This is a genomic window from Bradyrhizobium sp. TM233 (assembly GCF_036247965.1).
In the GTDB taxonomy this organism is placed as follows: Bacteria; Pseudomonadota; Alphaproteobacteria; order Rhizobiales; family Xanthobacteraceae; genus Bradyrhizobium; species Bradyrhizobium ottawaense.
The window spans coordinates 16458-39937 of sequence record NZ_BTIG01000024.1 but is presented as its reverse complement, the minus strand read 5'-3'; the positions used below and the strand labels follow the sequence as shown (position 1 = coordinate 39937).

The window sequence follows — 23480 nt, the reverse complement described above, 5'->3', positions numbered from 1 at the left end:
ATATTCTCCACCCGTTAGAAGTCCCATAGATGGGTGACATCTAAGCTGGGACTGACCCCAAGACGGGTCTGAAACTGACGGGTGATCGTCTTCTCAGCCAGGGCTTGATGTGAAGCTGGTACGATCAGGCTGTCGTGTACCGGTAGGCTTGGCACGCCCTGCGCCATCAGTTCCTTCATACTGCCGATCACGACCTCGCTCTCCGCAAACATCAGGTCGCTCCAATCCCGAGCACGGCCACCGATGGGGTGACCCCAGCGCTCAAGCAGTGGATGGCTTTCAAGAACACGCCTCCGCACGTCGCGAAGATTGTAGCGCTTTGGGTTGAACTCTTCGGGTGCAATGCCCTTCTTCTTCAGAATCTTCCTGACATCCGCTACCACACCCGAGCGCCACGCCGCGAGGAAGTCACCGTTCCCGAAGTGGTAGTTGATGAAGAACTTGGTCACCACTCTGTCCAGCTTGGTGGGACCAAGGACATCCCCATAGGCGTCCGCGTCTGTGTCGAGCGGCTGACCGATCCAAGCGTAGAAGATGGTGAGATACGACGATGAGATATCGACCTCCGCCACCGCTTCGCCATCGATCCGCATCTGGACCCGTTTGTCTTCCTGAATCTGCTGATAGCAGCCCGCGTCTTGCGGATACGAGTACAGGCGGCCACCCTTGTCCCAGCGATACCTTGCAAGGTTCTCGGCCTTGTGAAACTTGCGAACCCAGCCAAGATGGATGATCTCATCTGTTGGATGTGTGAGCGTGTGCTGTTGCATGAAAGCGTTCAGCGCAGCGACATCTGCACGGAGCCGGTGGACGGTGGGTGTCTCAGGTGTCTTATGGTGCGGCTTCGTGAGTTGGACCAACTCGGCGGGCATCACCGGCACGAACTTGAAATGCTCCCGGACGTTCTGCGGTGTCACTCCGTGCTCGGCACAAAGCGCCTGCAGGGGCTGTGTGGCTCGGTAGCGTGTGAGCATGCCTCGGGGCGGCCCAGGGTTGCCCATCGCCCGGCTGCCGTCATAACCCGGCTTGTGATCCAGCAACCCCGCCTCCTGCCACGATGTCCGAACACCGTCGAACATACGCCAAGTGACAATCTGACCGGAGTAGTCAGTCTTTCGCTGCGAACATCTCAGCCAACCTTCACTGCGGCCGCGTCGGATTGCGTCAAGTAGGTCAGCGAGGAACGCAGCCGCTGCGGTCTGATAAGACGCCAAAGTCTTGTCACGTGCATAGATACGGCCCTGCGCGGGTAGCGGCCGGGGATAGCGCTTGACCAACTCCGCTACAAGCGCACGTGCCTGCTCGGTGGCAGGTGTCGCAGTCAATGTCGCCAGCGGTGCGTCTCGAAGCGCTCCACGCTCGGCCCGTGGTGTCTTTGGTTCCCATCCGCGATACTCAACGAGGAGGTCGTCTTCATTGTCGTCATCAATCATCGTTATTCACTCTACCGAACGCGGTGTCGCTGAGAGGCTTCCGCTCGCGGCTTGCCATGCGATGGCCCCTGGGCAAACACTCAATCCAGCTTATATCGCGGGAACTTCTTCAAAGCCTCCGCCATCGAAGCAACCTTCGGCGGCCCATACTTCCGGCCTTCAGTCGGCGGGGCATGCCCGGTGATGGCATCGTTGATCCTCTCGGATATCCCAACCTCATCGCCAATCCGTTTGAAGAGGTGACGCCACGAATGATTGGGGCTGATGTCGGGATCATCAACACCGAGTTCACGCACCCAAGTTCCGAGATGAGCACGCGCTGTGGCTGCACGAGGACGCGACGGCTTCAGCGGATCGCTACTCATCTTCTGTGGTGTCTTGTCATTGTAGAAAAGCGCACCCTTCCCGACCTGCTTGACCATCTCGATGAAGCCTTGGGCAATTAGGTGTTCGTGAAGCGGAACAACGCGCACTTGACCAGTTTTCGTAGTGCCCGCCTCCGGCGTAATCTTCATTACGTAAAAGCCATCGCGCTTTTCGATGTCTACGCCTCGCAACTGAGTAATCTCGCCTGACCGAGCACCAGAGTACGCGCACACCCACGGCACCCAACGGCGCGTTCTCTCAGTGGGCGTAGCGGGCTCCTGATAGGTGAGGCTCGCTTTGAGGATTGTGAGCGCTTCTTCGTTAGTGAAGCTTCGGCCGTCTTCTCGCTTTTGAACCTTGCGAGGAACATCGACCTTCACTTCCTTGAACGGATTCTGGTGAATGCGCTTATGAACGCGCGCCCAAGCAAATACCGTCCGTGACGCTGACAACCACACCTCGCGCACGGTGCTGGCCTGACGCTCCTCAGAGATTTGGCTGTGTATCCATTCCCTCGCAGCGTCCTCCGTAATTCCATCAGCACCCACCTCAGCAAAATGCTGTTGCATGGCGAGGAAGACAGACCGCCAGCGCATAACCGTAGTCGGCGCAGGCTTGACTGCGTGAACGTAAGCCTCGAAGAGCTCCCAACATCCAACGCCCGAGGCACGCACAGGGCCGGCGTTGAACACGGGGAACGCGTCGGGCGTTTCGTCACGTGAATAATCGCCGTTTGCGCGCTTCTCCAGCAAAGAGAAGGCAGGCAATAGGTTGTCACTGACAGCGTCTACAAAGAGTGCGTAGGCAGAGGGGTTCAAAGCTTTCCCCTCGCTGGCGAGGAATGTCGCTACTCGCGCCTCTTCCGCAATTAGTGGCCTCACCGCCTCGCGTACGTCTGGCTCTTTGGCCCAATTCCAATCGGGATCAGACCTTGGGTCTTCTTCAAAGCTGTCAGGCGCGTGAGGTCGGAGCACCTCCCAAACCATAATATCCCCGAGGCCCTTCCAATATCCCGGCTTGCCCGGGTCCGCCTCGTGCTGCTTCACGAACCACAAGTACCAGCGACCGGCGAGGGCGATTGCGTTGAGCCTCGTGAGTGGTTGCCCCTCGCCGTTCCTATGGGCTCGCAGGGTCGCGATGCGGGTTTCGACCTCTGCTTCCCACTCGCCAAGTCGAGCCTTAGCCTCGTGCTTAGGTGTGCCAGCCGCGAGTTTGAGATGAGCTTCACGCTTGGTCCCATAGAGACGTTGGTAGTCCTCGCGGACATCCTCGGGAATGCCCTTTCGAGCAAACCATCGACCGTCAGCAGCTCGATTCAACGCAACCATTCGCAACGCCATTTGTATCGCCTTTTGTATTTTGGCGACGCAAATCCGTTAGGTCTATCAACAAGATTCTGAGAATACGGGGTTATCCGCAACCATGGTACAGTTGGGTGGGCTCGAACCACCGACCTCCTGTTCCACAGACAGGCGCTCTAACCAACTGAGCTACAACTGCATCCTGGCGAGCCGCGCCTTGGGACGCCCTGAAAAGGGCCGGTCACCGAGGGGGCTGGACGGGGCGGAAACTAGGTGCAACGGGCGTTTTTGGCAAGGCCGCAAGACCCCCAAATCGTCCCCTAAGCGACGTTATTTCCAAAGCAAAACCCGGGCTTTTCGGCCCGGGTTTCTCAAATTCAAACCGGCCGGCCAGATCAGGCGGCGGGCTTGTAGAACTTCGAGGCGCTGGCCTTGATCGGCTCGGCGGTCTCGGCAGCGACGCGCTGGGTGAGCTCGACCAGCTCCTTGGCCTGGGACTGGAGGGTCTCGAGCTGGGTGCGGGTGTGGCCGGTCCACAGCTCCAGCGCTTCCGCCGGCGACTTCAGGCCGAACAGCTGCTGTGCGAAGTCCAGCTGGGCGCTGGTGTTGGCCTTCATGAACTCCACCAGCTTGGCGGTGTATTCGCTCGCGCCCTTGCTGGCCGAGGTGAACACGGCCTCGACGGTGCCGTTGTGGCTCTCGGCCACGTCCTTGAACTTGGCGTAGTTTTCGCGGGCCTGCGACACGCCCTTTTCGGCGAACGCACGCATCTGCTCGGGGACCTCGAACGGAATGATCGAGGCAGAAAACGGATCAGTCGCACCTGTCATGGTTGTCCCTCACGCTAATTGAAAAAAATGGAGTGAGCCTTCTGGCGCGCCCGCCGGCCCCCGGTCTGGGCCGTCACACATTGAGCGGGTACGAAAGACTGGAAACGCGAAACAAAGAGATGGCTCGCCCAGCGCCCAGCATTATGGCTGCCTATCGTGTCAACATTGTGCAGCGCAATGCGCCAACAGGGTGCGCTGCGAAATTTAATCTAGGTTAGGATGAGGTTCCGGTATGGGGGAACCGGGGGTTGAGGTGGGGTGGGTCGGGCTAGCCCGCTGTCATTCCGGGGCGCGACGAAGTCGCGAGCCCGGAATCCATTCCGCCACCGTCTCTGCGGCCCGATGGATTCCGGGTTCGCGCTGAGCGCGCCCCGGAATGACGGCGGAGAGCGCCTCGCCTCGAATCCCTTGGATGAACCGGGCGGCGGCTTGCGGGTTCGGGCTGATTAAGGTTATCGCGGCTTAGGGCCGCCGCCGCGGACCGGGGCCGTGGACCTGCCCGCGGGCGCGGGCGATACTAACCCTTTCTTAAGGCTGTCATTCCCGGCAGCCGCCAGCTTCAAGCGTGAGACACAGCCGGTCGGATGACGAGTTCGGATTTCCAGTTGCGAGGTGTGGGCGATCCCCGGCTGGCCGTGCATGCGACCTCGCAGCTCGCGACATGGCTGTGGTCGATCGACGGGACGCGCGTGCTGTGGGCCAATCCGGTCGGCGCAAAGCTGTTCGGCGCGGCGAACGGCGCAACGCTCGCGGACAAAGTGTTCGGTCCGGCCGACCCCCATCGCCGCCAGGTTGCCCGGCTCGCCCGGCAGTTGCCCGCGAATGGCACCGTGCGGCTCGAACGTCTGCGCGGCTTCGGCGCCCGGTTCGGCACGCTGATGACCTGCGCCTGCGCCCGGCTCGACTTTGCCGATGGCGGACACGCGGTGCTCGTCACCGCGATGGACGCGACCTTGCGCACCATGCCGCTGGTCGAGCGGCTGCATCGCCTGGTCGAAGACGCGAAGATGCCGATGGCGGCGTTCGCGCCCGACGGCCTGTTCGTCGGCGCCAGCGAGGCCGCCCGCTCCCTGCTCGGCTTCCGCGATCTCGGCGAGGCCGGCCTCGAACAGGCGCGCAACGATGCGCTGCGCGAGGGCCGCGTCGAAACGCCGATCGGCATCGGCCAGATGGTGCTGCAACGGGTCGGCCTAGGGGCCGATGTCGGCCTGATCGCGCTGATCGAGCCGGCCAGGCAAGCTGCGCCCGCAGCGGCCGTGCAAGAGAGCACGGCGGAAGCCGCAAACGAGACGCCGGTTGAATCTGCGCCGCAGGCCGCGGCCACGCCGAGCGAGCCGCCACCGGCGCAGGACGGATCGGCCGGGATCTCGTTGTTCGATGCGTTCGCCGAGCCGATCGAGGCGCCCACGGCAACCGAGACGACCGCGCCTGAACCGCAGGGCTCGGCAAGGATTGAGGACGCGGCCGAAGAGCCTGTTCGAGAACCAGCTCGCGAAACGCCGGACCAGACCGCCGACATCGCGCCAAAGACTCCGGTTGAAAACCCGCACCAAGCCATTGTGTCGCCGCAGGCTGCGCCGATCACATCAGGCATGGTCGAGCCGCCGTCGGGCCAGGAATCGTCTGGCCGGGAGTCGTCGGGCCAAGAATCGCCCGCACCGCGTCAGCATCCGCTGCGCTTCCTCTGGCAGATGGATGCAGAGGGTCGCTTTGTGCTTCTCTCCGACGAATTCATCCGCCTGATCGGCGCGCGCACCGCCGCCGGCTTCGGCCGCCTTTGGCGCGAGATCGCCGAGCAATTCTCGCTCGATCCTGATGGCCGCGTCGCGGAGGCGCTAGCAAGCCACGACACCTGGGCCGGGATCACCGTGAACTGGCCAGCTGACGGCGGCGAGCATCTGCCGGTCGAGCTCGCGGGCCTGCCGGTCTACGACCAGTCGCGCAACTTTGCCGGCTTCAAGGGCTTTGGCGTCTGCCGCGATCTCGACGGCCTCAACCGCCTGGAAGCGCTGAGGCGCTTCGAGGCGGTCGCCGAACCGCCGGCGCAGCACGGCCCGTCTGCCGAACGGGTCGCGCCGGAGCCCGAGGCCGAGCCGGTCGCGGAGGCGCCGCCTCCGCCGATCGAGCCGCCCGCAGCCGAGCCAAAGCCAACATCCGAACCTGAACTGCTAGAGTCCACCAGCGACGCGAATTCACACCCAACCGATCCGGACATTTCAGTGGAAACGCCAGTCGAAACCCCTCCGAATGTCGTGCCGTTCCGCCCGCACGGCGATGTCAGATCACTCAGTGATCAGAGATCGCCGACGCTGACGCCGGTCGAGAACAGCGCATTCAACGAGCTCGCCCGGCAACTGTCCGAACGCCTCGAACGCGAGCGCGAGACGATCGCGGCCGAAGCTTCCGAGCCTGTGGCGGAGATCACCAATGAGCCGCCGGCACCGGAGCCCGAACCGCCCCACGCGCCGGCCGAATGGCTGACCGAGCCCGCGCCGCCGGCACGCGGCGCCAGCGCGCGCGACCGCACCCTGCTCGACCTGTTGCCGACGGGCATCCTGATCTACCGGCTCGACCGCCTGCTCTACGCCAACCCTGCTTTCCTCGCGCGCCTGGGCTATGCCGGTATCGCCGCGCTGGAGGATGCCGGTGGGCTCGATGCGCTTTACGTCGAGCCCGGCGTGTCCTCGGCCAGCAGCACCTCGCAAGCCGGCACGCCGGTCACGATCAGCGCGACGCTCGCGAACGGCGAAGCGCCGCTTGCGACCACCGAAGCGCATCTGCACACGATCAACTGGGACGGCGAGAGCGCGCATGCGCTGATCTGCGCGCTGCCGCAGGCGGCGCCCAGCGTCGCGGCGCCCGTGATCGCACAGACGATCGTCACTGAATCTGTTGTCGCCGAATCCTTCCCCTACGCGCCCGAGCTCGACTCCGCGGCCGGCGATGCCGATGCCGAGGATCTCGCCGCGATCCTCGACACCACCGCCGAGGGCATCGTCATGTTCGACGCCGAAGGCAACATCCACGCCTGCAACCGCAGCGCGGAAGCACTGTTCGGCTATGACGGCGCCGACCTGCTCGAGCAGAATCTGGCGACGCTGTTCGCGCCGGAGAGCCGGCAGATCGTCGCCGACTATCTCGAGAGCCTCAAGAGCCAGGACATTTCGAGCCTGCTCGATCACGGCCGCGAGGTGCTCGGACGCGAGAAGAAGGGCGGCGTCCTTCCGCTCGCGATGATCATGGGCCGCACGCGGCCGGACGGCCCGAACTTCTTCGCCGTATTCCGCGATCTCTCGCAGAGCAAGAAGGGCGAGAGCGAGCTGACGCAGGCCCGCCACCTCGTCCACAGCGCGGCCAACGCCAAGGCCGACATGCTGGCGCGGATCAGCCACGAGATCCGCACGCCGCTCAACGCCATCATCGGCTTTGCCGAGGTGATGATCTCCGAACGCTTCGGCACGCTCGGCAACGAGCGCTACGGCGAATACATGAAGGACATCCGCGCCTCCGGCGAGCGCGTCATCGCGATCATCGACGATTTGCTGGAGCTGTCGCGGATCGAGACCGGCAAGCTCGATCTCAATTTCGCCAACCTCAACCTCAACGACCTCGTCGAAGCCTGCGTGACCGTGATGCAGCCGCAGGCCAATCGCGAGCGCATCATCATCCGCACCTCGCTCGCGCATGCGCTGCCGCAGGTGACAGTGGACGCGCGCGCGATGCGGCAGATCACCATGAATCTGATCTCGAACTCGATCCGGCTGGCCAGCGCCGGCGGCCAGGTCATCGTCTCCACCGCGCTGTCCGACCGCGGCGAGATCGCGCTGCGCATCCGCGACACCGGCCATGGCCTCTCCGAGCGCGAAGTCGCCGCCGCGATGGAGCCGTTCCGCACCCCGCCGCCCGGGGACGCCGCCGACAATTCGGCGCTGAGCCTGTCGCTGACCAAGGCCCTGGTCGAAGCCAACCGCGCCCGCTTCAACATCAAGAGCGCGGCCAATTCCGGCACGCTGATCGAAGTGGTGTTCGCACCGGTGGTGGCGGGGGCGTAGGCGTCGCCACATCGTCATGCCCGGCTTGTCCCGGGCAGGACGATGTGGAAGCATCGGCACGCTAGAGTTCAGACATCACGCCGCGCGCACGGTGTCCAAAAACCTGCTGACCTCGAGCTTCAGCCGGCTGCTGTCGTTCGACAGTGACTGCGCCGCGGAGAGCACCTGTGAGGAGGCCGAGCCGGTTTCGGTCGCGCCCTGCCTGACGCTGCTGATGTTGGCGCTCACCTGCGTGGTGCCGGCGGCCGCGTTCTGGACGTTGCGCGAGATCTCGCCGGTCGCGGCGCCCTGCTCTTCCACGGCGGCAGCGATGGTGGAGGAGATCTCGGACAGCCGCTCGATGGTGCCGCCGATGGTCTTGATGGCGCCGACCGAATCCTCCGTCGCAACCTGGATGCTGGAAATCTGCTGACCGATGTCGCCGGTGGCCTTCGCGGTCTGCTCGGCCAGCGCCTTCACTTCCGAGGCCACCACCGCAAAGCCACGTCCGGCTTCGCCGGCACGCGCGGCCTCGATGGTGGCATTGAGCGCCAGCAAATTGGTCTGGCCCGCGATGGCGTTGATGAGCTCGACCACGTCGCCGATGCGCGCGGCCGCCCTCGACAATTCGCTGACGCGGTCGTTGGTCTGCCCGGCCTGGCTGACGGCTTCGCCGGCCATGCGCGCGGAGGCCTGCACCTGGCGGCTGATCTCGTGGACGGAGGCGGTCAACTCCTCCGCTGCGGAGGCCACCGACTGCACGTTGGTCGCGGCCTCCTCGGAAGCCGCCTCGACCAGCGTGGCAAGCTCGGTCGAGCGGCTGGCGGTGGTGGTCAGCGAGGTCGCCGATGCCTCGAGCTCATTGGCGGCAGACGACACGGTCTCGACGATCTCGCCGATCGCGCCTTCGAAATCGTCGGCCATCCTGATCATGTCGGCGCGACGGCGCTCGGCGGCGAGCTTGTCCTGCCTGATCTTCTCGTCCGCCTCTTCCTGCGCCTTCCGCTCGGCATTGACCTTGAACGTCTCGACGGCCTGGGCGATCTCGCCGATCTCGTCGGGACGGCCGAGCCCGGGCAGCACGATGGCGAAATTGCCGTTGGCGAGCTCGATCATCGCCGCGCGCATGGCCGACAGCGGCTTGGAAACCGAGCGGCCGATGAAGATGCCGAGGCCGAGCACGGCGGATGCGATCAGCGCGATCGCAACGCCGATCCACCATTGGATGCTGTCGCGCTGGGCATCGTTCAGCCGGTCGGCTTCGGCTCGGATCTGGTCGACCGATTTCGACACCTGCTCGATGACGGGCTCGACCGCGGAGAAGGCCTCCGACATCGCCTTGAGTTCGCTCGCCAGAGTCAGCGCGGTCTCCATCCAGGCGAAGAAATCACGCTGGTAGTCGGCGAGCTTCTGGCGCAACTCGGCCTTCGCATCGCCGGGAATGGAGGGCTCGTCGAGGCCGGTCACAAACTCGGCCGCGCGCTTCTTCATGTCGTCGCCGTATTTGGCGTCGCGGCGCAGCATGAAGTCCTTTTCGTGCCTTCGCATCATCAGCATGGTCACCTTGAGCGACGGATTCCGGAGCTCGCCGACCTTGGTCTCGATGTCGTGGACCGAGGCGCGCAAGCGGCCTTCGAGACCGGACTTTTCATCGAGCCCGAGCCGCTGTCTCTGCTCGACCACCGCGGCGAAACGGGTCTGATAGGTCTTCAGCGATGCGGTCATCGCGTCGATCCTCGCAACCAGCTCGGGCTTGCCGAGTGCTGAAATCCTGGCGCGCAGCTTCTCGATATCGAGCGAAACCTGCTGGCTGATCTCGGCCTGGCGCTGCGCCCTGGCCGGCTCGCTGCGCAAGAGGAAGTCCTTCTCGGCGCGGCGTCCCTCGAGCAGCTCGACGGCGATCCTGTTGTTCAGCTCGAAGATGGTGCGCGCATTCTCGGCGGCGCCCCGATAGAACGCCATCGCGTTCTCGCCGTAGAGATGGATGCCGCCGATCAGGACGACACCGATGACGCCGATGACCCCGATCGCCGTGATCTTGTGCGTGAGACGAAGGGAGAGCAACCGCATCTGACGAATACCCGGTGGTGGCAGATACGGTTGATGAAGCGATAACGGATAAAAACTTCCGTTAATTTGCGGGCACGTATGAATACGTGTGTTTGAAATTATACTCGCCTTTATGCACGACGGGATGCACAAGGCGGCACCAAAAAAGAAACACGGCGCTGATGGCGCCGTGCTTGGTTACCTTCAACGCTCAGCGAGCGATCAGCTGTAGATCTCGAACAGGCCGGCACCGCCCTGGCCGCCGCCGATGCACATCGTCACCACGCCCCACTTGGCCTTGCGGCGCGCACCTTCCTGCAGCAGGTGGCCGGTGAGACGGGCGCCGGTCATGCCGAAGGGATGGCCGATCGCGATCGAGCCGCCGTTGACGTTGTACTTGGCGGGATCGATGCCGAGCTGGTCGCGGCAGTACAGGCACTGGCTGGCGAAGGCTTCGTTGAGCTCCCACAGATCGATGTCGTCGACCTTCAGGCCGGTGCGCTTGAGCAGCTTCGGAATCGCGAACACGGGGCCGATGCCCATTTCGTCGGGCTCGCAGCCCGCAGTCGCCCAGGCGACGAAGCGGCCGAGCGGCTTCAGGCCACGCTTCTCGGCGTCCTTGGCTTCCATCAAAACCACGGCGGCGGCGCCGTCCGAGAGCTGGCTGGCATTGCCGGCGGTGACGAACTTGCCGGGGCCCTTCACCGGCTCGAGCTTGGCGAGACCTTCCAACGTGGTCTCGGGCCGGTTGCACTCGTCGCGATCGACGACGTAGTCGACGATGCTCTCCGCCTTGGTCGCCTTGTCGACGACCTTCATCTTGGTCTTCATCGGGACGATCTCGTCCTTGTACTTGCCCGCCTGCTGCGACGCCGCCATGCGGCGCTGCGATTCCAGCGAGAACTCGTCCTGATATTCGCGGCTGAGCTTGTAGCGCTCGGCGACGATGTCGGCGGTATCGATCATCGCCATGAAGATGTCGGGCGCGACCTTGAGCAATTCAGGATCGATCGATTCCTTCGGCGTGCCGCCGCCGGGCATCGAGATGCTCTCGACCCCGCCGGCGACGATGCAATCGGCTCCGTCGGAGCGGATCGAGTTGGCAGCCATCGCGATGGTCTGAAGCCCCGAGGAGCAGAACCGGTTCACCGAGACACCGGCGGTGGTCTTCGGCAACCCGGCGAGCAGCGCGGCCTGGCGGCCGATATTCGGCGCGCCATGGGCGCAATTGCCGAGATAGCAGTCCTCGACATAGTCCTTGTCGACGCCGGCGCGCTTCACCGCGTGCTGGATGGCGTGGGCAGCGAGCGACATCGGCGGCGTGATGTTGAACCCGCCGCGGCCGGATTTTGCGAGGCCCGTGCGCGCATAGGAAACGATGACGGCTTCACGCATGTGTTTCTCCCTTGTCGAACGATTTTGAACGGAGCGTCCTGGCCGCCATTGGTACACAAAGTCGGGAGGCCGTGGAAAATAAAAACGCCGCCTCCGATAACGGAGGCGGCGTTGTTCCGCGGGTCGGAATATGTCGGTATCTCAGAACGTCAGCGCCTTGGCCTGCTTGACCTGCGGCAGCGCCTGCACCTTGGCGAGCAGATCGGCCGGCACCGCGCCATCGACCTCGACGAGGGCAATGGCATCGCTGCCGGGCGCGACGCGGCCGAGGTGGAAGGTGGCGATGTTGAGCTTGGCGTCGCCCAAGAGGCTCGCGAACTTGCCGATGAAGCCCGGCTTGTCCTCGTTGGTGACGTAGATCATCGACTTGCCGAATTCAGCATCGACGCGGATGCCCTTGATGTCGACGAGGCGCGGCTTGCCGTCGGCATAGACGGTGCCCGAGACCGACCGCTCCTGCCGCTCGGTGGTGACGGTCACGGTGATCAGGCTTTCATAGTCGCTCTGGGCGGCGCGGACGATCTCGTCCACCACCATGCCGCGCTCCTTGGCGACGACCGGCGCCGACACGACGTTGACCTCGCCCAGCATCGGCCGCAACAGGCCCGACAGCACGGCGGAGGTGATCGCCTTGATCTTCATCTCGGCGACGTGGCCCTCATAGGTGATCTCCACCTTGAGGATGCCGCTCTCGGTCAGCTGTCCCGCGAACGAGCCGAGCTTCTCGGCGAGCGAGATGAACGGCTTCAGCTTCGGCGCTTCTTCGGCCGTGATCGATGGGAAGTTGACGGCGTTCGAGATCGCGCCCGACAGCAGATAGTCCGACATCTGCTCGGCGACCTGGAGCGCGACGTTCTCCTGCGCTTCGGTGGTGGAGGCGCCGAGATGCGGCGTGCAGATCACGTTGGGATGGCCGAACAGCACGTTCTTGGTGGCGGGCTCCTCGACGAAGACGTCGAAGGCGGCGCCGGCGATGTGCTTGGAATTGAGCGCATCGACCACCGCCTGCTCGTCGACCAGGCCGCCGCGCGCGCAATTGATCAGGCGCACACCCTTCTTCATCTTGGCGATTGCGGCAGCGTCGATGATGTTCTTCGTCTTCTCGGTCAGCGGCGTGTGCAGCGTGATGAAATCGGCGCGCTTGAGCAGGTCATCGAGCTCGACCTTCTCGACGCCGATGTCCTTGGCGCGCTCCGGCGACAGGAACGGATCGAACGCGATCACCTTCATGCGCAGGCCGAGCGCGCGGTCGGCGACGATCGAGCCGATGTTGCCGCAGCCGACCACGCCCAGCACCTTGCCGGTGATCTCGACGCCCATGAAGCGGTTCTTCTCCCACTTGCCGGCCTGGGTCGAGGCGTCGGCTTGCGGGATCTCGCGGGCGAGCGCCAGCATCAGGGTGATGGCGTGCTCGGCGGTCGTGATCGAATTGCCGAACGGCGTGTTCATCACGATGATGCCCTTGGCCGTGGCGGCGGGGATCTCGACATTGTCGACGCCGATGCCGGCGCGGCCGATCACCTTGAGGTTGGTCGCCTTGTCGAGGATCTTTGCGGTCGCCTTGGTCGCGGAACGGATCGCAAGGCCGTCGTAATTGCCGATGATCTCGGCGAGCTTGTCCTTGTCCTTGCCGAGATTGGGCTGGAAGTCGACCTCGACACCGCGGTCTTTGAAGATCTGCACGGCAGCGGGCGAGAGCGCGTCGGAAATGAGAACTTTGGGTTTGGTCATGGGGATGATCCTCTACCCTCCCTGATGGAAGGGTTGGCGTTCGACCGGAACAGGATGATGTCGGAAGCAACTTCTGCCTCTCCCCGTCGGAACGGGGAGAGGTGAGAAAGTAAAGCTAGGCTGCCTTGGCGAGTTGCGCCTTGGTCTCGGCAAAAGCCCAGTCGATCCACTGCGTCAGCAGCTCGACGTCCTTGGCCTCGACAGTGGCACCGCACCAGATGCGCAGGCCGGCCGGCGCATCGCGATAATACGCGAAGTCGTAGCCGGCGCCTTCCTTCTCCACCAGCGCCACCAGCTTCTTGCTGAAGTCGGCTTGCGCGTCCTCGGACAGCGAGGTGATGGCGGGATCGGTGAACTTGAGGCACACCGAGGTGTTGGAACGGATCGCCGCGTCCTTGGCCAGGAAGTCGATCCACGGCGTCTTCGCCTTCCAGTCGGCGAGCACCTTGGTGTTGGCATCGGCACGCGCGATCAGCGCCTTGAGGCCGCCGATCGACTTGGCCCAGTTCAGCGCGTCGAGATAATCCTCGACGCAGAGCATCGACGGCGTGTTGATGGTCTCGCCGACGAAGATGCCCTCGTTGATCTTGCCGCCCTTGGTCATGCGGAAGATCTTCGGCAGCGGCCAGGCCGGCTTGTAGGTTTCCAGCCGCTCCACCGCGCGGGGCGACAGGATCAGCATGCCGTGGGCAGCTTCGCCGCCGAGCGCCTTCTGCCAGGAGAAGGTGACGACATCGAGCTTGGCCCAGTCCAGCGGCTGCGCAAACGCGGCCGAGGTCGCGTCGCAGATGGTCAGGCCTTCGCGGGCAGAGCTGATCCAGTCGGCGTTCGGCACGCGCACGCCCGACGTGGTGCCGTTCCAGGTGAAGACGACGTCGCTCTTGGGATCGACCTTGGAGAGGTCGGGGATCTCACCATAGGCTGCGTTGAGCTTGGTGACGTCCTTGAGCTTCAATTCCTTGACGATGTCGCTGACCCAGCCCTCGCCGAAGGATTCCCAGGCGAGCGTGGTGACGGGTCGCGCACCGAGCAGCGACCACAGCGCCATCTCGACCGCGCCGGTATCGGAGGCCGGCACAATGCCGATGCGATAATCGGCGGGCACCTCGAGCACTTCGCGCGTCAGATCGATCGCGAGCTTGAGCTTGGTCTTGCCGACCTTCGCGCGATGCGAACGGCCGAGCGCTGCGTCCTTGAGATTTTGGGCGTTCCAGCCGGGGCGCTTGGCGCAGGGGCCGGAGGAGAAATGCGGCACGTTCGGCCGCGAAGCGGGCTTCGCTACAGTCATAATATCTACCCTTCCAGATAGTCAGCCTCCCGTTGGGGGGAGGTGTCCCGCCGCGGCTGATACGGGAAACAGGAAGAGTCGTCAAGGAAGTTCCGGCGCCTCACGGCGGCGTGATGGTGCTTCCGGTGCGATATCAGGGGATTCGACCACCGCGAGCGCATTGAGCAAGTCCGTGGCCTCACTGATCAATTGCGCGGCCCGGCGGCGGCTGCCGACTTTCAAAATGCACTTGTCATTGGCCTGCACGACGTAGTCGTTGCCGACCTTGATCATTGAATAGCTTGTCATCGAAATCCCCGAACCGACAGAGCCCGGTGTCTGACGTTGCCCTAGCACCGTTCGTTCCCGGTTCAACGTGAACGACGGCTGGGTAGTTTATCAGCTGTTAATATGAACGCATGCGCGATCCGAATTCGCTGATCGCGCAAGGCTCGCGAGGAGCTGCTTCAAAAGCGGACAGTCATACCGACGTGGCTCGCTGCGAATCCGAGTCGCTTGTAGAAGCGCTGCGCATCGACGCGGCTCGCATGCGTCAGCAGCTCGACCAGATTGCAGCCGCGTGCCTTCGCTTCCGCGATCGCCCATTGCACCAACCGCTCGCCGATGCCGCGGCTGCGACAATCAGTGGCAACGCGAACGTCTTCGAGCAGGCCGCGCACGCCGCCTTGCGAGCTGATGCCCGGCAGGATCGCGAGTTGCAGGCAGCCGACCACCCTGCCCTCGCTCTCGGCGACCACCAGCGTGAGATTCGGATCGCGCTCGACCCGCGCGAAGGCATCGTAATAGGCGGCAGGCAACGGATCCTCGACGCGTTCGCGCGCGCGGCCGAGATGATCGTCGGCGAGCATCACCACGATCGCTGGAACGTCGTCGCGGCGCGCGCGGCGAATGGAGACGGATTCGGCGTTCATGTCAGACAACTCCAACCTCAGCGCGCCGGCGGCAGGCCGAGAAACGCTTCGACCTCGCCAATCCAGCGGCGAAGCGAAGCGTACCGGCCGAGATCGAAGCCGCCCTCATGCGCCACGCGGGTATAGGCGAGCAGCGAGACGTCCGCGAGGGAAACCTCTTCACCGGCGAAGAAGCGATTGGCCGAAAGATGCTGCTCCATGCGGTCGAGCGCCGCATAGCCGCGCTTGACCTTCTCAGGGTCGAGCTCGGATGCGTCCTTGCCGAGATAAACGAGGAGGAAGCGGCACACCGCGACATAAGGCTCGTGGCTGTACTGTTCCCAGAACAGCCATTCGTCCATCTTGGCCGCAGTGAAGGCATCGCGCGGAACGAGCGCGCTGTCGCGGGCGAGATAGCGGATGATGGCATTGGACTGTGCCAGCGTGCGGCCGTCGTCGAAGGCGACAGTGGGCACCTGGCCGGCGCCGTTCATCTCGAGGAATTGCGGCGTGCGCGTCTCGCCCTTGCGGGTGTCGATCTCGATCCAGTGGTACGGCAATGCGAGCTTGTCGCAGACCCACTTCACCTTCAGGCAATTGCCGGAATTGCTGTCGCCGTAGATCTTCATCGCTGCCGCCCCACTTTGGGGCGACAGAGCATCAGGACGACGCAGCCGTGTCAACCGGCCGCAGACACGGACCTAGAACTTGTAGCCGGCGCCGACGCGAAAATTGTTCAGACTGACGGAGATGTTCTTGGCGTTCGAGAACCCGACGTGCTCCCATTCGCCGCGCAGGAACAAGCAATCCCAGAGCATATACTCAATGCCCAAGCCGGCGGTCCAACCGTAGATAAAGCTATTGGTGCGTGCCTCGGTCTGGGAGAGCGAGACAGGAGGGCCGACCGTAACGTGCTGGTGTGTCGTGACGCCGGCTACCGTCTGGTCATAGTCCCACCACTTCTGCCAGGAAACGGTGGCATAGCGCGAGACTTCGGCACGCCCGATGGCAAGGCCGCCGAACGCATAAGGCATGAAGTCTCCACCCGACCATCCGACACGACCGCGGAAGGTCGCGTAGTCCTTGAGCTGCAGCGACGCGCCTCCGCCCAGAGTTGTATCGTACGTGTAGGTGCCCGTGGGCGCCGTCTCGCCTGGAATAATCCGGCCCATCGAGTCGCTGGCCGACGAACCCAAATTGTTCATGTAGCTGTAGTTGGCTTCGACGCCCATCACGGCGTCATAGAACTGCCAATTCCGACCAACAAAGGCACCGAACCCCGTGGTCTGGACGTGGTTCTTCGGCAGTAGCGACCATCCTCCAACCGGTGCCTGCAGGACGCTATCGCGCAGCATGAAATCCGTCATCGACTTGGGGGCGCGGCTGAAGTCGATCTCGGAGGTGACGAAACCCCACTGACCGCCGACGTAGAAGCCATCCCAATTGACCGAGGACTTCGACAGACCGTCGGTAAAGCCGCCGCGCAGGATCGGCAGATCCGGCATATCGGCCGCGTGCGCGGCAGACACCGTCCCCAACATCACCGCTGCCAACAAAAGCCCACGCATCGCAACGCTCCATCGAACTCGAACTTTCGCTCGTGATCATGGCTCGTTAACCTTAACCAATGGTTGCGTCGGACGCCTTCGTCGCCACTCGCCATGAAAAATACGCAAAGCAAAACGGCGCGGGATGATCCCGCGCCGTTAAGAAGTCCTAACCGATCGAGATATCGATCAGCCCTTGGTGACGAGCGGCGGCGGCGGCATGTAGGCCGGCGCACTGTCGAGATTCCAGCGCACGCCGAGCTTCAGGTCGTGCGAGGTGATATCCTTAAACTTGAAGACGTTGCCCGTGGTCCCACCGGTGTAGTCCGACAGGACACCGGTTTGTCCGGGGCCCAGGTCGACATAGCTGTAGGCGAGTTCGAGGACGAGATTGGGATTGACCTTATAGGCAAGACCGGCATGGGCCGCCCAGGCGAAATTCCACTTCGAGCCGGTCGGCGCGCTCGCGAAGCTGGTATTTCCGACGGCGAGGTTGTTGATGCCCGTGTCGGTGAAGTTCGCGATCGAAACGCGTGCACCGCCGACGCCGGCGCCGATGAACGGCGTGATGCACCACCAGGTGCCCAGATCAACGTACGCGTTGGCCAAGACCAGCCATTCGGACTTGCTTGCGCTGTAATTGTCGATGCCGCTGTACGGCACGCCGCCCGCGGTCCCGGTGAAACGATCGGTGCCCTTGAAATTCGAATTGCCGCGATACTGCCCGGTCACGTCGGCACGGAACCAATTGTTGAACCGGTAGCCGACGCCGACGCCGTAGATGCCGGCCGCATCGAACGAAGTCTTCTGATCAAACGAGGTGAGCTGCGAGTAGGCCGACTCGCGGCCGTAGTGCAGGTCGCTCGTCTTCTGATTGCTGAAGCCGATGTCGCCGCGCAGATACCAGCCACCGAAGTCGGCGGGCGGGGCGGGCGGCGCGTACATGGGAGGGGGAGCGGCGATCGGCATATCGGCAGCAAACGCCATCGACGAGATCAGGGTTGCCGCACCCGCGGCAAGGAGAGACTTAACGCTACGCATTGGCTTCGTCCTTTTGGCCGGTGAGGCAAATACACAGGCCTCACGTTCTGGAAACTCACGGAGCGGACGATGCCAGCAAATGTTTAAGCGCCACTTAACCCTAATTTTTAAGGTTGATTTTTCCTGACTGCTCGCGCGCATGGACGCAAAGCGTTGCAAAATTGCAGCGCCTCGCGCCGCAATTGCTAACGATGTGTGAAAGTGCGGTGCGGCGAGAGAGGAAACGTTAACGCGCGTGCCGCGGCAGCTTGGGCAGGAACACTGCAAGCAGCCCAATCGCGGGCAACCAGGCGCAGACCTGGTAGACGAACTCGATCGAGGTGTGGTCGGCGAGCGTGCCGAGCACGGCGGCGCCCAGGCCCCCGATGCCGAAGGCGACGCCGAAGAACACGCCGGAGATCATGCCGAATCTGTGCGGCACCAACTCCTGCGCGAACACGATGATCGACGACGTCGTCGAAGAGATGATCAGGCCGATGATGACTGACAGCACCGCGCTGCCGACGAGTCCGGCATAGGGCAGTGCCAGCGTGAACGGCAGCGCGCCCAGGATCGAGATCCAGATCACGATCTTGCGCCCGAAGCGATCGCCCAAGGGACCGCCCAGAAACGCGCCGACCGCGTTCGCCGCGAGGAAGATGAAGAGATAGATCTGCGCTGCCTGCGTCGACACGCCGAACCGATCGATCAGGTAGAAGATGTAGTAGCTCGACAGGCTCGAGACGTAGAGCTGCTTGGAGAACAGCAGCGCGACCAGCACGAGCAGCGCGACGGCGACGCGGCGCGAGCTCGGCGCGTCGGGATGGGCCTGCACCGCCGCCGTCTTCTTCGCCTTGATCTGCGGCGCGTACCAGCGGCCGATGCGCCAGAGGATGAGGATCGCGAGGAACGCGATCGAGGAGAACCAGGCGATGCTGCCCTGCCCGAACGGCACCACGATGAGAGCCGCCAGCACCGGCCCCATCGAGGTGCCGAAACTGCCGCCGAGCTGGAACACCGATTGTGCAAAACCGTAGCGGCCACCGGAGGCGAGCCGCGCGATGCGCGCGGATTCGGGGTGAAACACCGCCGAGCCGAGACCGACCAGCGCGGCGGCAACGAGGATGACGAGATATTGGTGCGCGGCACTGAGCAGCAAGAGGCCGAAGAAGGTCGAGGCCATCCCGATCGCCAGCGAATAGGGCTGTGCCTTCTTGTCGGTGTAATGCCCGACCACCGGCTGCAGCAGCGAGGCCGTGAACTGGAAGGCGAGCGTGATCATGCCGATCTGCGCGAAGTCGAGCGCGTAGGTATCCTTCAGGATCGGATACACCGAGGCGATCAGCGACTGCATGGTGTCGTTGAGGAAGTGCGAGAAGCTGATGCCGGCGAGCACGACATAGGCCGGCCCTGCCGCTTTGGCGGCGGGTGCCACGTCGGCGACGACGACGGGCTCGGTCAGCGTTTCCTCGGAGACGACGACAGGCTTGTTCAATGCAGCGGTCCCGGCCGGCGCGGCGAACCGCCGCATCCGCTCATTACGATGCAAGCGGCGATGGAACCACCGTCAATCGCAAATGGCTGGAATGCGCGGGTCTTACCCTCCCCGCGAGTCCGATATCGGAGGGTGGGCAAAGGCGCCCTTGCGCCGTGCCCGCCATCTTTCCGATATGGTGCCAGAAGCGTGGGCACGCTGTCGCTTTGCCCACCCTACGATATTCGTGCTTGAAAGACCTTACGCCGCAGCCTGCCCGAGCGCGGAGACGATGATGTCGACGACGTCCTCGACCAGGACGCGGTCTTCGCCCTCGCCCATGACGCGGATCACAGGCTCGGTGCCGGAGGAGCGGATCAACAGGCGGCCGTGGCCGTTGAGCCGTCTCTCGCCGTCGGAGATCGCCGATTTAACGTCGGAATCGTCGAGCGGCTTGCCGCCCTTGTGGCGGACGTTCTTGAGGATCTGCGGCAGCGGATCGAAGCGGTGGCAGACCTCCGACACGGGCCGGCGCAGCTTCTGCACCACCGCGAGCACTTGCAGCGCGGCGACAAAACCGTCGCCGGTGGTGGCGTAGTCGGACAGGATGATGTGACCCGACTGCTCGCCGCCGAGATTGTAGCCGCCATTCAGCATCTGCTCGAGCACGTAGCGGTCGCCGACCGGCGTGCGTACGAGATCGAGCCCCTGTTCCTTCAGGAAGCGCTCGAGCCCGAGATTGGACATCACGGTGGCGACGATGCCGGGACGCGACAGGCGGCCGTCTTCCTTCCAGCTCTGCGCGATCACCGCGAGCAGCTGGTCGCCGTCGACCACATGACCGCGCTCGTCGACCAGGATGACGCGATCGGCGTCGCCGTCGAGCGCGATGCCGATGTCGGCGCGCATCTCACGCACCTTCCGCGACAGTGCTTCCGGCGACGTCGAGCCGCAATCCTTGTTGATGTTGAAGCCGTCGGGCTCGACGCCGATCGGCACGACGTCGGCGCCCAATTCCCACAGCGCTTCCGGCACCACCTTGTAGGCGGCACCGTTGGCGCAATCGATCACGACGCGCAGGCCGTCGAGCGAGAGGTCGCGCGGCAGCGTACGCTTGGCGAATTCGATGTAGCGGTCATGCACGCCGTCGATACGGCGGGCGCGGCCGAGGCTCGCGCTCTGCGCCAGCCGCTTGTCGATGGGTTCGTCGAGCAGCTGCTCGATCTGCCTCTCGACGTCGTCGGAGAGCTTGAAGCCCTGCGGGCCGAACAGCTTGATGCCATTGTCCTCGAACAGATTGTGCGAGGCCGAGATCATGACGCCGAGATCGGCGCGCATCGACTTGGTCAGCATCGCAACCGCCGGCGTCGGCATCGGGCCGACCAGCAGCACGTCCATGCCGACCGAGGTGAAGCCGGCGACCATCGCGTATTCGATCATGTAGCCGGACAGCCGGGTGTCCTTGCCGATCACGACCCGGTGGCGGTGGTCCCCGCGCTGAAACGCGAGGCCTGCGGCCTGGCCGACCTTGAGCGCGAGTTCCGGCGTGATCAGTCCGTTGGCGCGGCCCCGAATCCCGTCCGTCCCGAAATATTTGCGGCTCATATCGTCCCCCAAGCAACAACCAGGGGATCCCCTTGACAACCACGGGCTGCCCGAACGGGGCCCGCATCCCTGATTTGCTAGGCGTCTTATAATGCCTGCGAGGCTAACTTGGCTTCAAAAAATATAATGAATCATTACGGAACCGGGGCGCCGCCCGCTCCGATAACGTCTTGTTAACATTATATTTCCTGCCCGTGGCGCCGGAACAGGGTGGAACCCGTTTTAATCGCTGCGCTTCACGTGGCCATCCCCGCGGCTCGGCGCCGGCTGGGTGACGTTGACGGGATCGGAGCCCGGAAAGGTCTCTTCCAGCCCCTCTTCCAGGGCTTCCTCGAGATCGCGCTTCTCCTTGATCTCTTCCGGCGAAGGTCCAGCGTGCGGCCTCGTCATGGCGACCTCCTGCAAAACGGTCTGCAAACGGATTTGGCTGTGCATCCAACCATGCTAGATGACCCCGAAATCTTCCGATGCAAGACTCTTGGTACAAGACGGGCCGGGGAAACGATCATGAAACATATCACCTGTATCGACGATCTTCGCACGCTGCATAAGCGCCGCGTGCCGAAGGCGTTCTTCGACTATTGCGATCGCGGCTCCTATGCCGAGGAGACGCTGCGCGCCAACCGCGAGGATATGCAGGCGATCAAGTTCCGCCAGCGCATCCTGGTCGACGTCTCCAAGCGCGACACCTCGACCACGATCCTCGGCGAGCCCTCGACCATGCCGCTGATGCTCGCGCCCGTCGGCCTGCTCGGCATGCAGCATGGCGACGGCGAAATTCATGCCTGCCGCGCAGCGCAGGCCGCCGGTATCCCGTTCACGCAATCGACCATGTCGATCTGCTCGATCGAGGACATCGCCGCCAATGTCGAGAAGCCGTTCTGGTTCCAGCTCTACGTCATGAAGGACCGCGGCTTCATCAAGGAATTGATCCAGCGCGCGATGGCGGCCAAGTGCAGCGCGCTGGTGCTCACCGTGGACCTCCAGGTGATTGGCCAGCGCCACGCCGACATCAAGAACGGCATGACGGTGCCCCCCGAGTGGTCGCTGTCGAAGCTGCTGGATTTCGCCAGCAAGCCCACCTGGGTCTCCGGCGTGCTGCAAGGCAAGCGCCGCACCTTCGGCAACATCGCCGGCCACGTGAAGAACACCGAGGATCTCAATCGCCTTGCCGAGTGGACGGCCTCGCAGTTCGACACGTCGCTGAACTGGAAGGACGTCGAGTGGGTCCGCAGCATCTGGCCGGGCAAGCTCGTCATCAAGGGCATCCTCGACGTCGAGGACGCCGAGGAAGCCGCCAAGACCGGCGCGCAGGCGCTGGTCGTCTCCAACCATGGCGGCCGGCAGCTCGACGGTGCACCGTCCTCGATCGAGGTACTGCCCGAGATCGCCGACGCGGTCGGTGACAGGATGGAGATCATGTTCGACGGCGGCATCCGCTCCGGCCAGGACGTGATGCGCGCGCTCGCGCTCGGCGCAAAATCCTGCATGCTCGGCCGCGCTTATGCCTACGGCTTAGGGGCCGGCGGCCAGGCCGGCGTCGCCAAGGCGATCGACATCATCCAGAAAGAGCTGCTCACCACCATGGGCCTGTGCGGCGTCAACAGGATCGACGAGATCGACGATCATGTCATCGCGATGTGACGGCTTTGAGGCGAGAAAGCCGGCTTCCACCGCTGTCGTCCCGGACAAGCGTAGCCCTCGACAATGCGCAGCGTTGTCGAGAGCGTAGCGCCGATCCGGGACCCATAGCCACAAGCGGGCGTGGTTATGGGGACTCGGAGTGACCTGCTTCGCTCAACGACTTCTCACTGTGGTTATGGGTCCCGGATCTGCGCTGACGCTTGTCCGGGACGACAGCGGAGTTTGTGGCGGTCGTTGGGTCTTATAACTCCCCACCTCACATCGGCGGTGTAATTCCGTCCCGGCCCACATTCACCCGGTTGGCTTCCAGCGAGCCGTCGTCCTTCTTCGCCGCGCCGAAGATGATCAGCTTGGCGCCCGGCTTCACTTCCGGCTTGTCGGTGGCGATGAAGGTGACGATCGGCGTGTCCGGCGGCACCAGGACTTTCTTCTCGCCGTCCTTGTATTTGACCGTGATGTGCTGGCCGTCGGTGCCCTTCACCGTCTGCGCCACGGTGGCATTGGTCATGGTTGAATTGGCACGCGCGTCCCAGGGACGAAAACCCTCGGCCGCACCGCGCTGGTTCTCCGGGAAGATGTGCACCGCGATCGCCTTCTGCGTGCCGTCCGGCTCGGGCATGGCGGTGACGCCGATATAGGAGCCTTCCTTGATTTCCGACAGCTCCGTCTTCACCACGGCGAAGACGGCGACGTTGTCGGTCATGCGCACCTTCACGTCGCTGCCTTCGCGCGTCTTGATGCCGAGCATGTTGCCGTCGACACTCTCGATGGTGCCGCGGATGCGGACCGTCGGCACCTGCTGCGCCGAGGCCGCAAACGGAGCGAGGGCGAGGATCGCCGCGAGCAGGCCGGATTTCATCGTCGCATTCAGCATGA

At 63.7% G+C, this 23480-nt stretch carries 18 protein-coding genes and 1 tRNA gene; 2 read left to right on the top strand and 17 right to left on the bottom strand.

Going from position 1 to position 23480, the window contains the following annotated elements; all coding sequences use genetic code 11:
* Nucleotides 1-14: 14 nt before the first annotated feature.
* The 4 genes from AABA86_RS30420 to AABA86_RS30405 form a co-directional block, all read right to left on the bottom strand.
* Nucleotides 15-1433, bottom strand: coding sequence for a hypothetical protein (locus AABA86_RS30420; RefSeq protein WP_338309425.1), 1419 nt, complete (start codon nucleotides 1431-1433; stop codon nucleotides 15-17).
* An 80-nt stretch (nucleotides 1434-1513) separates the two neighbouring features.
* Nucleotides 1514-3139 (bottom strand): hypothetical protein, encoded by a 1626-nt coding sequence (locus tag AABA86_RS30415; protein ID WP_338309424.1) that lies wholly within the window; start codon nucleotides 3137-3139, stop codon nucleotides 1514-1516.
* Nucleotides 3140-3222: 83 nt separating this feature from the next.
* Nucleotides 3223-3299 (bottom strand) — tRNA-His (locus AABA86_RS30410).
* 196 nt (nucleotides 3300-3495) lie between these two features.
* Nucleotides 3496-3930 (bottom strand): phasin, encoded by a 435-nt coding sequence (locus AABA86_RS30405; protein WP_028140510.1) that lies wholly within the window; start codon nucleotides 3928-3930, stop codon nucleotides 3496-3498.
* Between the two features lie 584 nt (nucleotides 3931-4514).
* On the opposite strand from AABA86_RS30405, the gene AABA86_RS30400 reads away from it, so the two are divergent.
* Complete coding sequence (locus tag AABA86_RS30400; protein WP_338309423.1) at nucleotides 4515-7982, top strand: PAS domain-containing protein; 3468 nt, start codon at nucleotides 4515-4517, stop codon at nucleotides 7980-7982.
* A 75-nt stretch (nucleotides 7983-8057) separates the two neighbouring features.
* Here AABA86_RS30400 and AABA86_RS30395 read toward each other — a convergent pair whose 3' ends face one another.
* From AABA86_RS30395 to AABA86_RS30340, 12 genes are all read right to left on the bottom strand, one after another.
* Entirely contained in the window at nucleotides 8058-10031 is a 1974-nt protein-coding gene (locus AABA86_RS30395) for a methyl-accepting chemotaxis protein (protein ID WP_338309422.1), read from the bottom strand.
* A gap of 201 nt (nucleotides 10032-10232) precedes the next feature.
* Entirely contained in the window at nucleotides 10233-11405 is a 1173-nt protein-coding gene (locus tag AABA86_RS30390; RefSeq protein ID WP_212248350.1) for a thiolase family protein, read from the bottom strand.
* Nucleotides 11406-11546: 141 nt separating this feature from the next.
* The gene (gene serA / locus AABA86_RS30385) at nucleotides 11547-13136 is read right to left on the bottom strand and encodes a phosphoglycerate dehydrogenase (protein ID WP_212248351.1); all 1590 of its coding nucleotides are present in this window, start codon (nucleotides 13134-13136) and stop codon (nucleotides 11547-11549) included.
* Between the two features lie 115 nt (nucleotides 13137-13251).
* On the bottom strand, nucleotides 13252-14424 hold the full coding sequence (locus AABA86_RS30380; RefSeq protein ID WP_212248352.1) for a phosphoserine transaminase: 1173 nt from the start codon (nucleotides 14422-14424) through the stop codon (nucleotides 13252-13254).
* 81 nt (nucleotides 14425-14505) lie between these two features.
* A complete protein-coding gene (locus AABA86_RS30375; RefSeq protein WP_246550243.1) occupies nucleotides 14506-14697 on the bottom strand; it encodes a hypothetical protein in 192 nt (63 codons plus the stop codon).
* Between the two features lie 173 nt (nucleotides 14698-14870).
* A complete protein-coding gene (locus tag AABA86_RS30370) occupies nucleotides 14871-15335 on the bottom strand; it encodes a GNAT family N-acetyltransferase (protein ID WP_338309421.1) in 465 nt (154 codons plus the stop codon).
* A gap of 17 nt (nucleotides 15336-15352) precedes the next feature.
* On the bottom strand, nucleotides 15353-15943 hold the full coding sequence (locus AABA86_RS30365) for a glutathione S-transferase family protein (protein ID WP_338309420.1): 591 nt from the start codon (nucleotides 15941-15943) through the stop codon (nucleotides 15353-15355).
* A 72-nt stretch (nucleotides 15944-16015) separates the two neighbouring features.
* Nucleotides 16016-16882, bottom strand: coding sequence for an outer membrane protein (locus tag AABA86_RS30360; RefSeq protein ID WP_338309419.1), 867 nt, complete (start codon nucleotides 16880-16882; stop codon nucleotides 16016-16018).
* A gap of 168 nt (nucleotides 16883-17050) precedes the next feature.
* Nucleotides 17051-17902, bottom strand: a complete 852-nt coding sequence (locus tag AABA86_RS30355) for an outer membrane protein (protein ID WP_246550245.1) — start codon at nucleotides 17900-17902, stop codon at nucleotides 17051-17053.
* A 226-nt stretch (nucleotides 17903-18128) separates the two neighbouring features.
* Complete coding sequence (locus tag AABA86_RS30350; protein ID WP_338309418.1) at nucleotides 18129-19376, bottom strand: MFS transporter; 1248 nt, start codon at nucleotides 19374-19376, stop codon at nucleotides 18129-18131.
* A 240-nt stretch (nucleotides 19377-19616) separates the two neighbouring features.
* Complete coding sequence (gene glmM, locus AABA86_RS30345; protein ID WP_212248358.1) at nucleotides 19617-20960, bottom strand: phosphoglucosamine mutase; 1344 nt, start codon at nucleotides 20958-20960, stop codon at nucleotides 19617-19619.
* Nucleotides 20961-21182: 222 nt separating this feature from the next.
* Nucleotides 21183-21350: a hypothetical protein gene (locus AABA86_RS30340; RefSeq protein ID WP_212248359.1), complete on the bottom strand. Its 168-nt coding sequence runs from the start codon at nucleotides 21348-21350 to the stop codon at nucleotides 21183-21185.
* A 117-nt stretch (nucleotides 21351-21467) separates the two neighbouring features.
* Here AABA86_RS30340 and AABA86_RS30335 point away from each other — a divergent pair, with 117 nt between their 5' ends.
* Nucleotides 21468-22604, top strand: coding sequence for an alpha-hydroxy acid oxidase (locus tag AABA86_RS30335; protein ID WP_338309415.1), 1137 nt, complete (start codon nucleotides 21468-21470; stop codon nucleotides 22602-22604).
* 256 nt (nucleotides 22605-22860) lie between these two features.
* Here AABA86_RS30335 and AABA86_RS30330 read toward each other — a convergent pair whose 3' ends face one another.
* On the bottom strand, nucleotides 22861-23463 hold the full coding sequence (locus AABA86_RS30330; RefSeq protein WP_445083497.1) for a hypothetical protein: 603 nt from the start codon (nucleotides 23461-23463) through the stop codon (nucleotides 22861-22863).
* Nucleotides 23464-23480 lie beyond the last annotated feature (17 nt).

Bases quoted from the DNA above. Each gene is read 5' to 3' on its own strand.
- AABA86_RS30405 (WP_028140510.1), bottom strand. From the start codon at position 3,930: ATGACAGGTGCGACTGATCCGTTTTCTGCCTCGATCATTCCGTTCGAG.
- AABA86_RS30375 (WP_246550243.1), bottom strand. From the start codon at position 14,697: ATGATCAAGGTCGGCAACGACTACGTCGTGCAGGCCAATGACAAGTGC.
- AABA86_RS30330 (WP_445083497.1), bottom strand. From the start codon at position 23,463: ATGAAATCCGGCCTGCTCGCGGCGATCCTCGCCCTCGCTCCGTTTGCG.
- AABA86_RS30365 (WP_338309420.1), bottom strand. From the start codon at position 15,943: ATGAAGATCTACGGCGACAGCAATTCCGGCAATTGCCTGAAGGTGAAG.
- AABA86_RS30390 (WP_212248350.1), bottom strand. From the start codon at position 11,405: ATGCGTGAAGCCGTCATCGTTTCCTATGCGCGCACGGGCCTCGCAAAA.
- AABA86_RS30380 (WP_212248352.1), bottom strand. From the start codon at position 14,424: ATGACTGTAGCGAAGCCCGCTTCGCGGCCGAACGTGCCGCATTTCTCC.
- serA (WP_212248351.1), bottom strand. From the start codon at position 13,136: ATGACCAAACCCAAAGTTCTCATTTCCGACGCGCTCTCGCCCGCTGCC.
- AABA86_RS30400 (WP_338309423.1), top strand. From the start codon at position 4,515: ATGACGAGTTCGGATTTCCAGTTGCGAGGTGTGGGCGATCCCCGGCTG.
- AABA86_RS30335 (WP_338309415.1), top strand. From the start codon at position 21,468: ATGAAACATATCACCTGTATCGACGATCTTCGCACGCTGCATAAGCGC.
- AABA86_RS30415 (WP_338309424.1), bottom strand. From the start codon at position 3,139: ATGGCGTTGCGAATGGTTGCGTTGAATCGAGCTGCTGACGGTCGATGG.
- AABA86_RS30370 (WP_338309421.1), bottom strand. From the start codon at position 15,335: ATGAACGCCGAATCCGTCTCCATTCGCCGCGCGCGCCGCGACGACGTT.
- AABA86_RS30340 (WP_212248359.1), bottom strand. From the start codon at position 21,350: ATGACGAGGCCGCACGCTGGACCTTCGCCGGAAGAGATCAAGGAGAAG.
- glmM (WP_212248358.1), bottom strand. From the start codon at position 20,960: ATGAGCCGCAAATATTTCGGGACGGACGGGATTCGGGGCCGCGCCAAC.
- AABA86_RS30360 (WP_338309419.1), bottom strand. From the start codon at position 16,882: ATGCGTGGGCTTTTGTTGGCAGCGGTGATGTTGGGGACGGTGTCTGCC.
- AABA86_RS30355 (WP_246550245.1), bottom strand. From the start codon at position 17,902: ATGCGTAGCGTTAAGTCTCTCCTTGCCGCGGGTGCGGCAACCCTGATC.
- AABA86_RS30395 (WP_338309422.1), bottom strand. From the start codon at position 10,031: ATGCGGTTGCTCTCCCTTCGTCTCACGCACAAGATCACGGCGATCGGG.
- AABA86_RS30420 (WP_338309425.1), bottom strand. From the start codon at position 1,433: ATGATTGATGACGACAATGAAGACGACCTCCTCGTTGAGTATCGCGGA.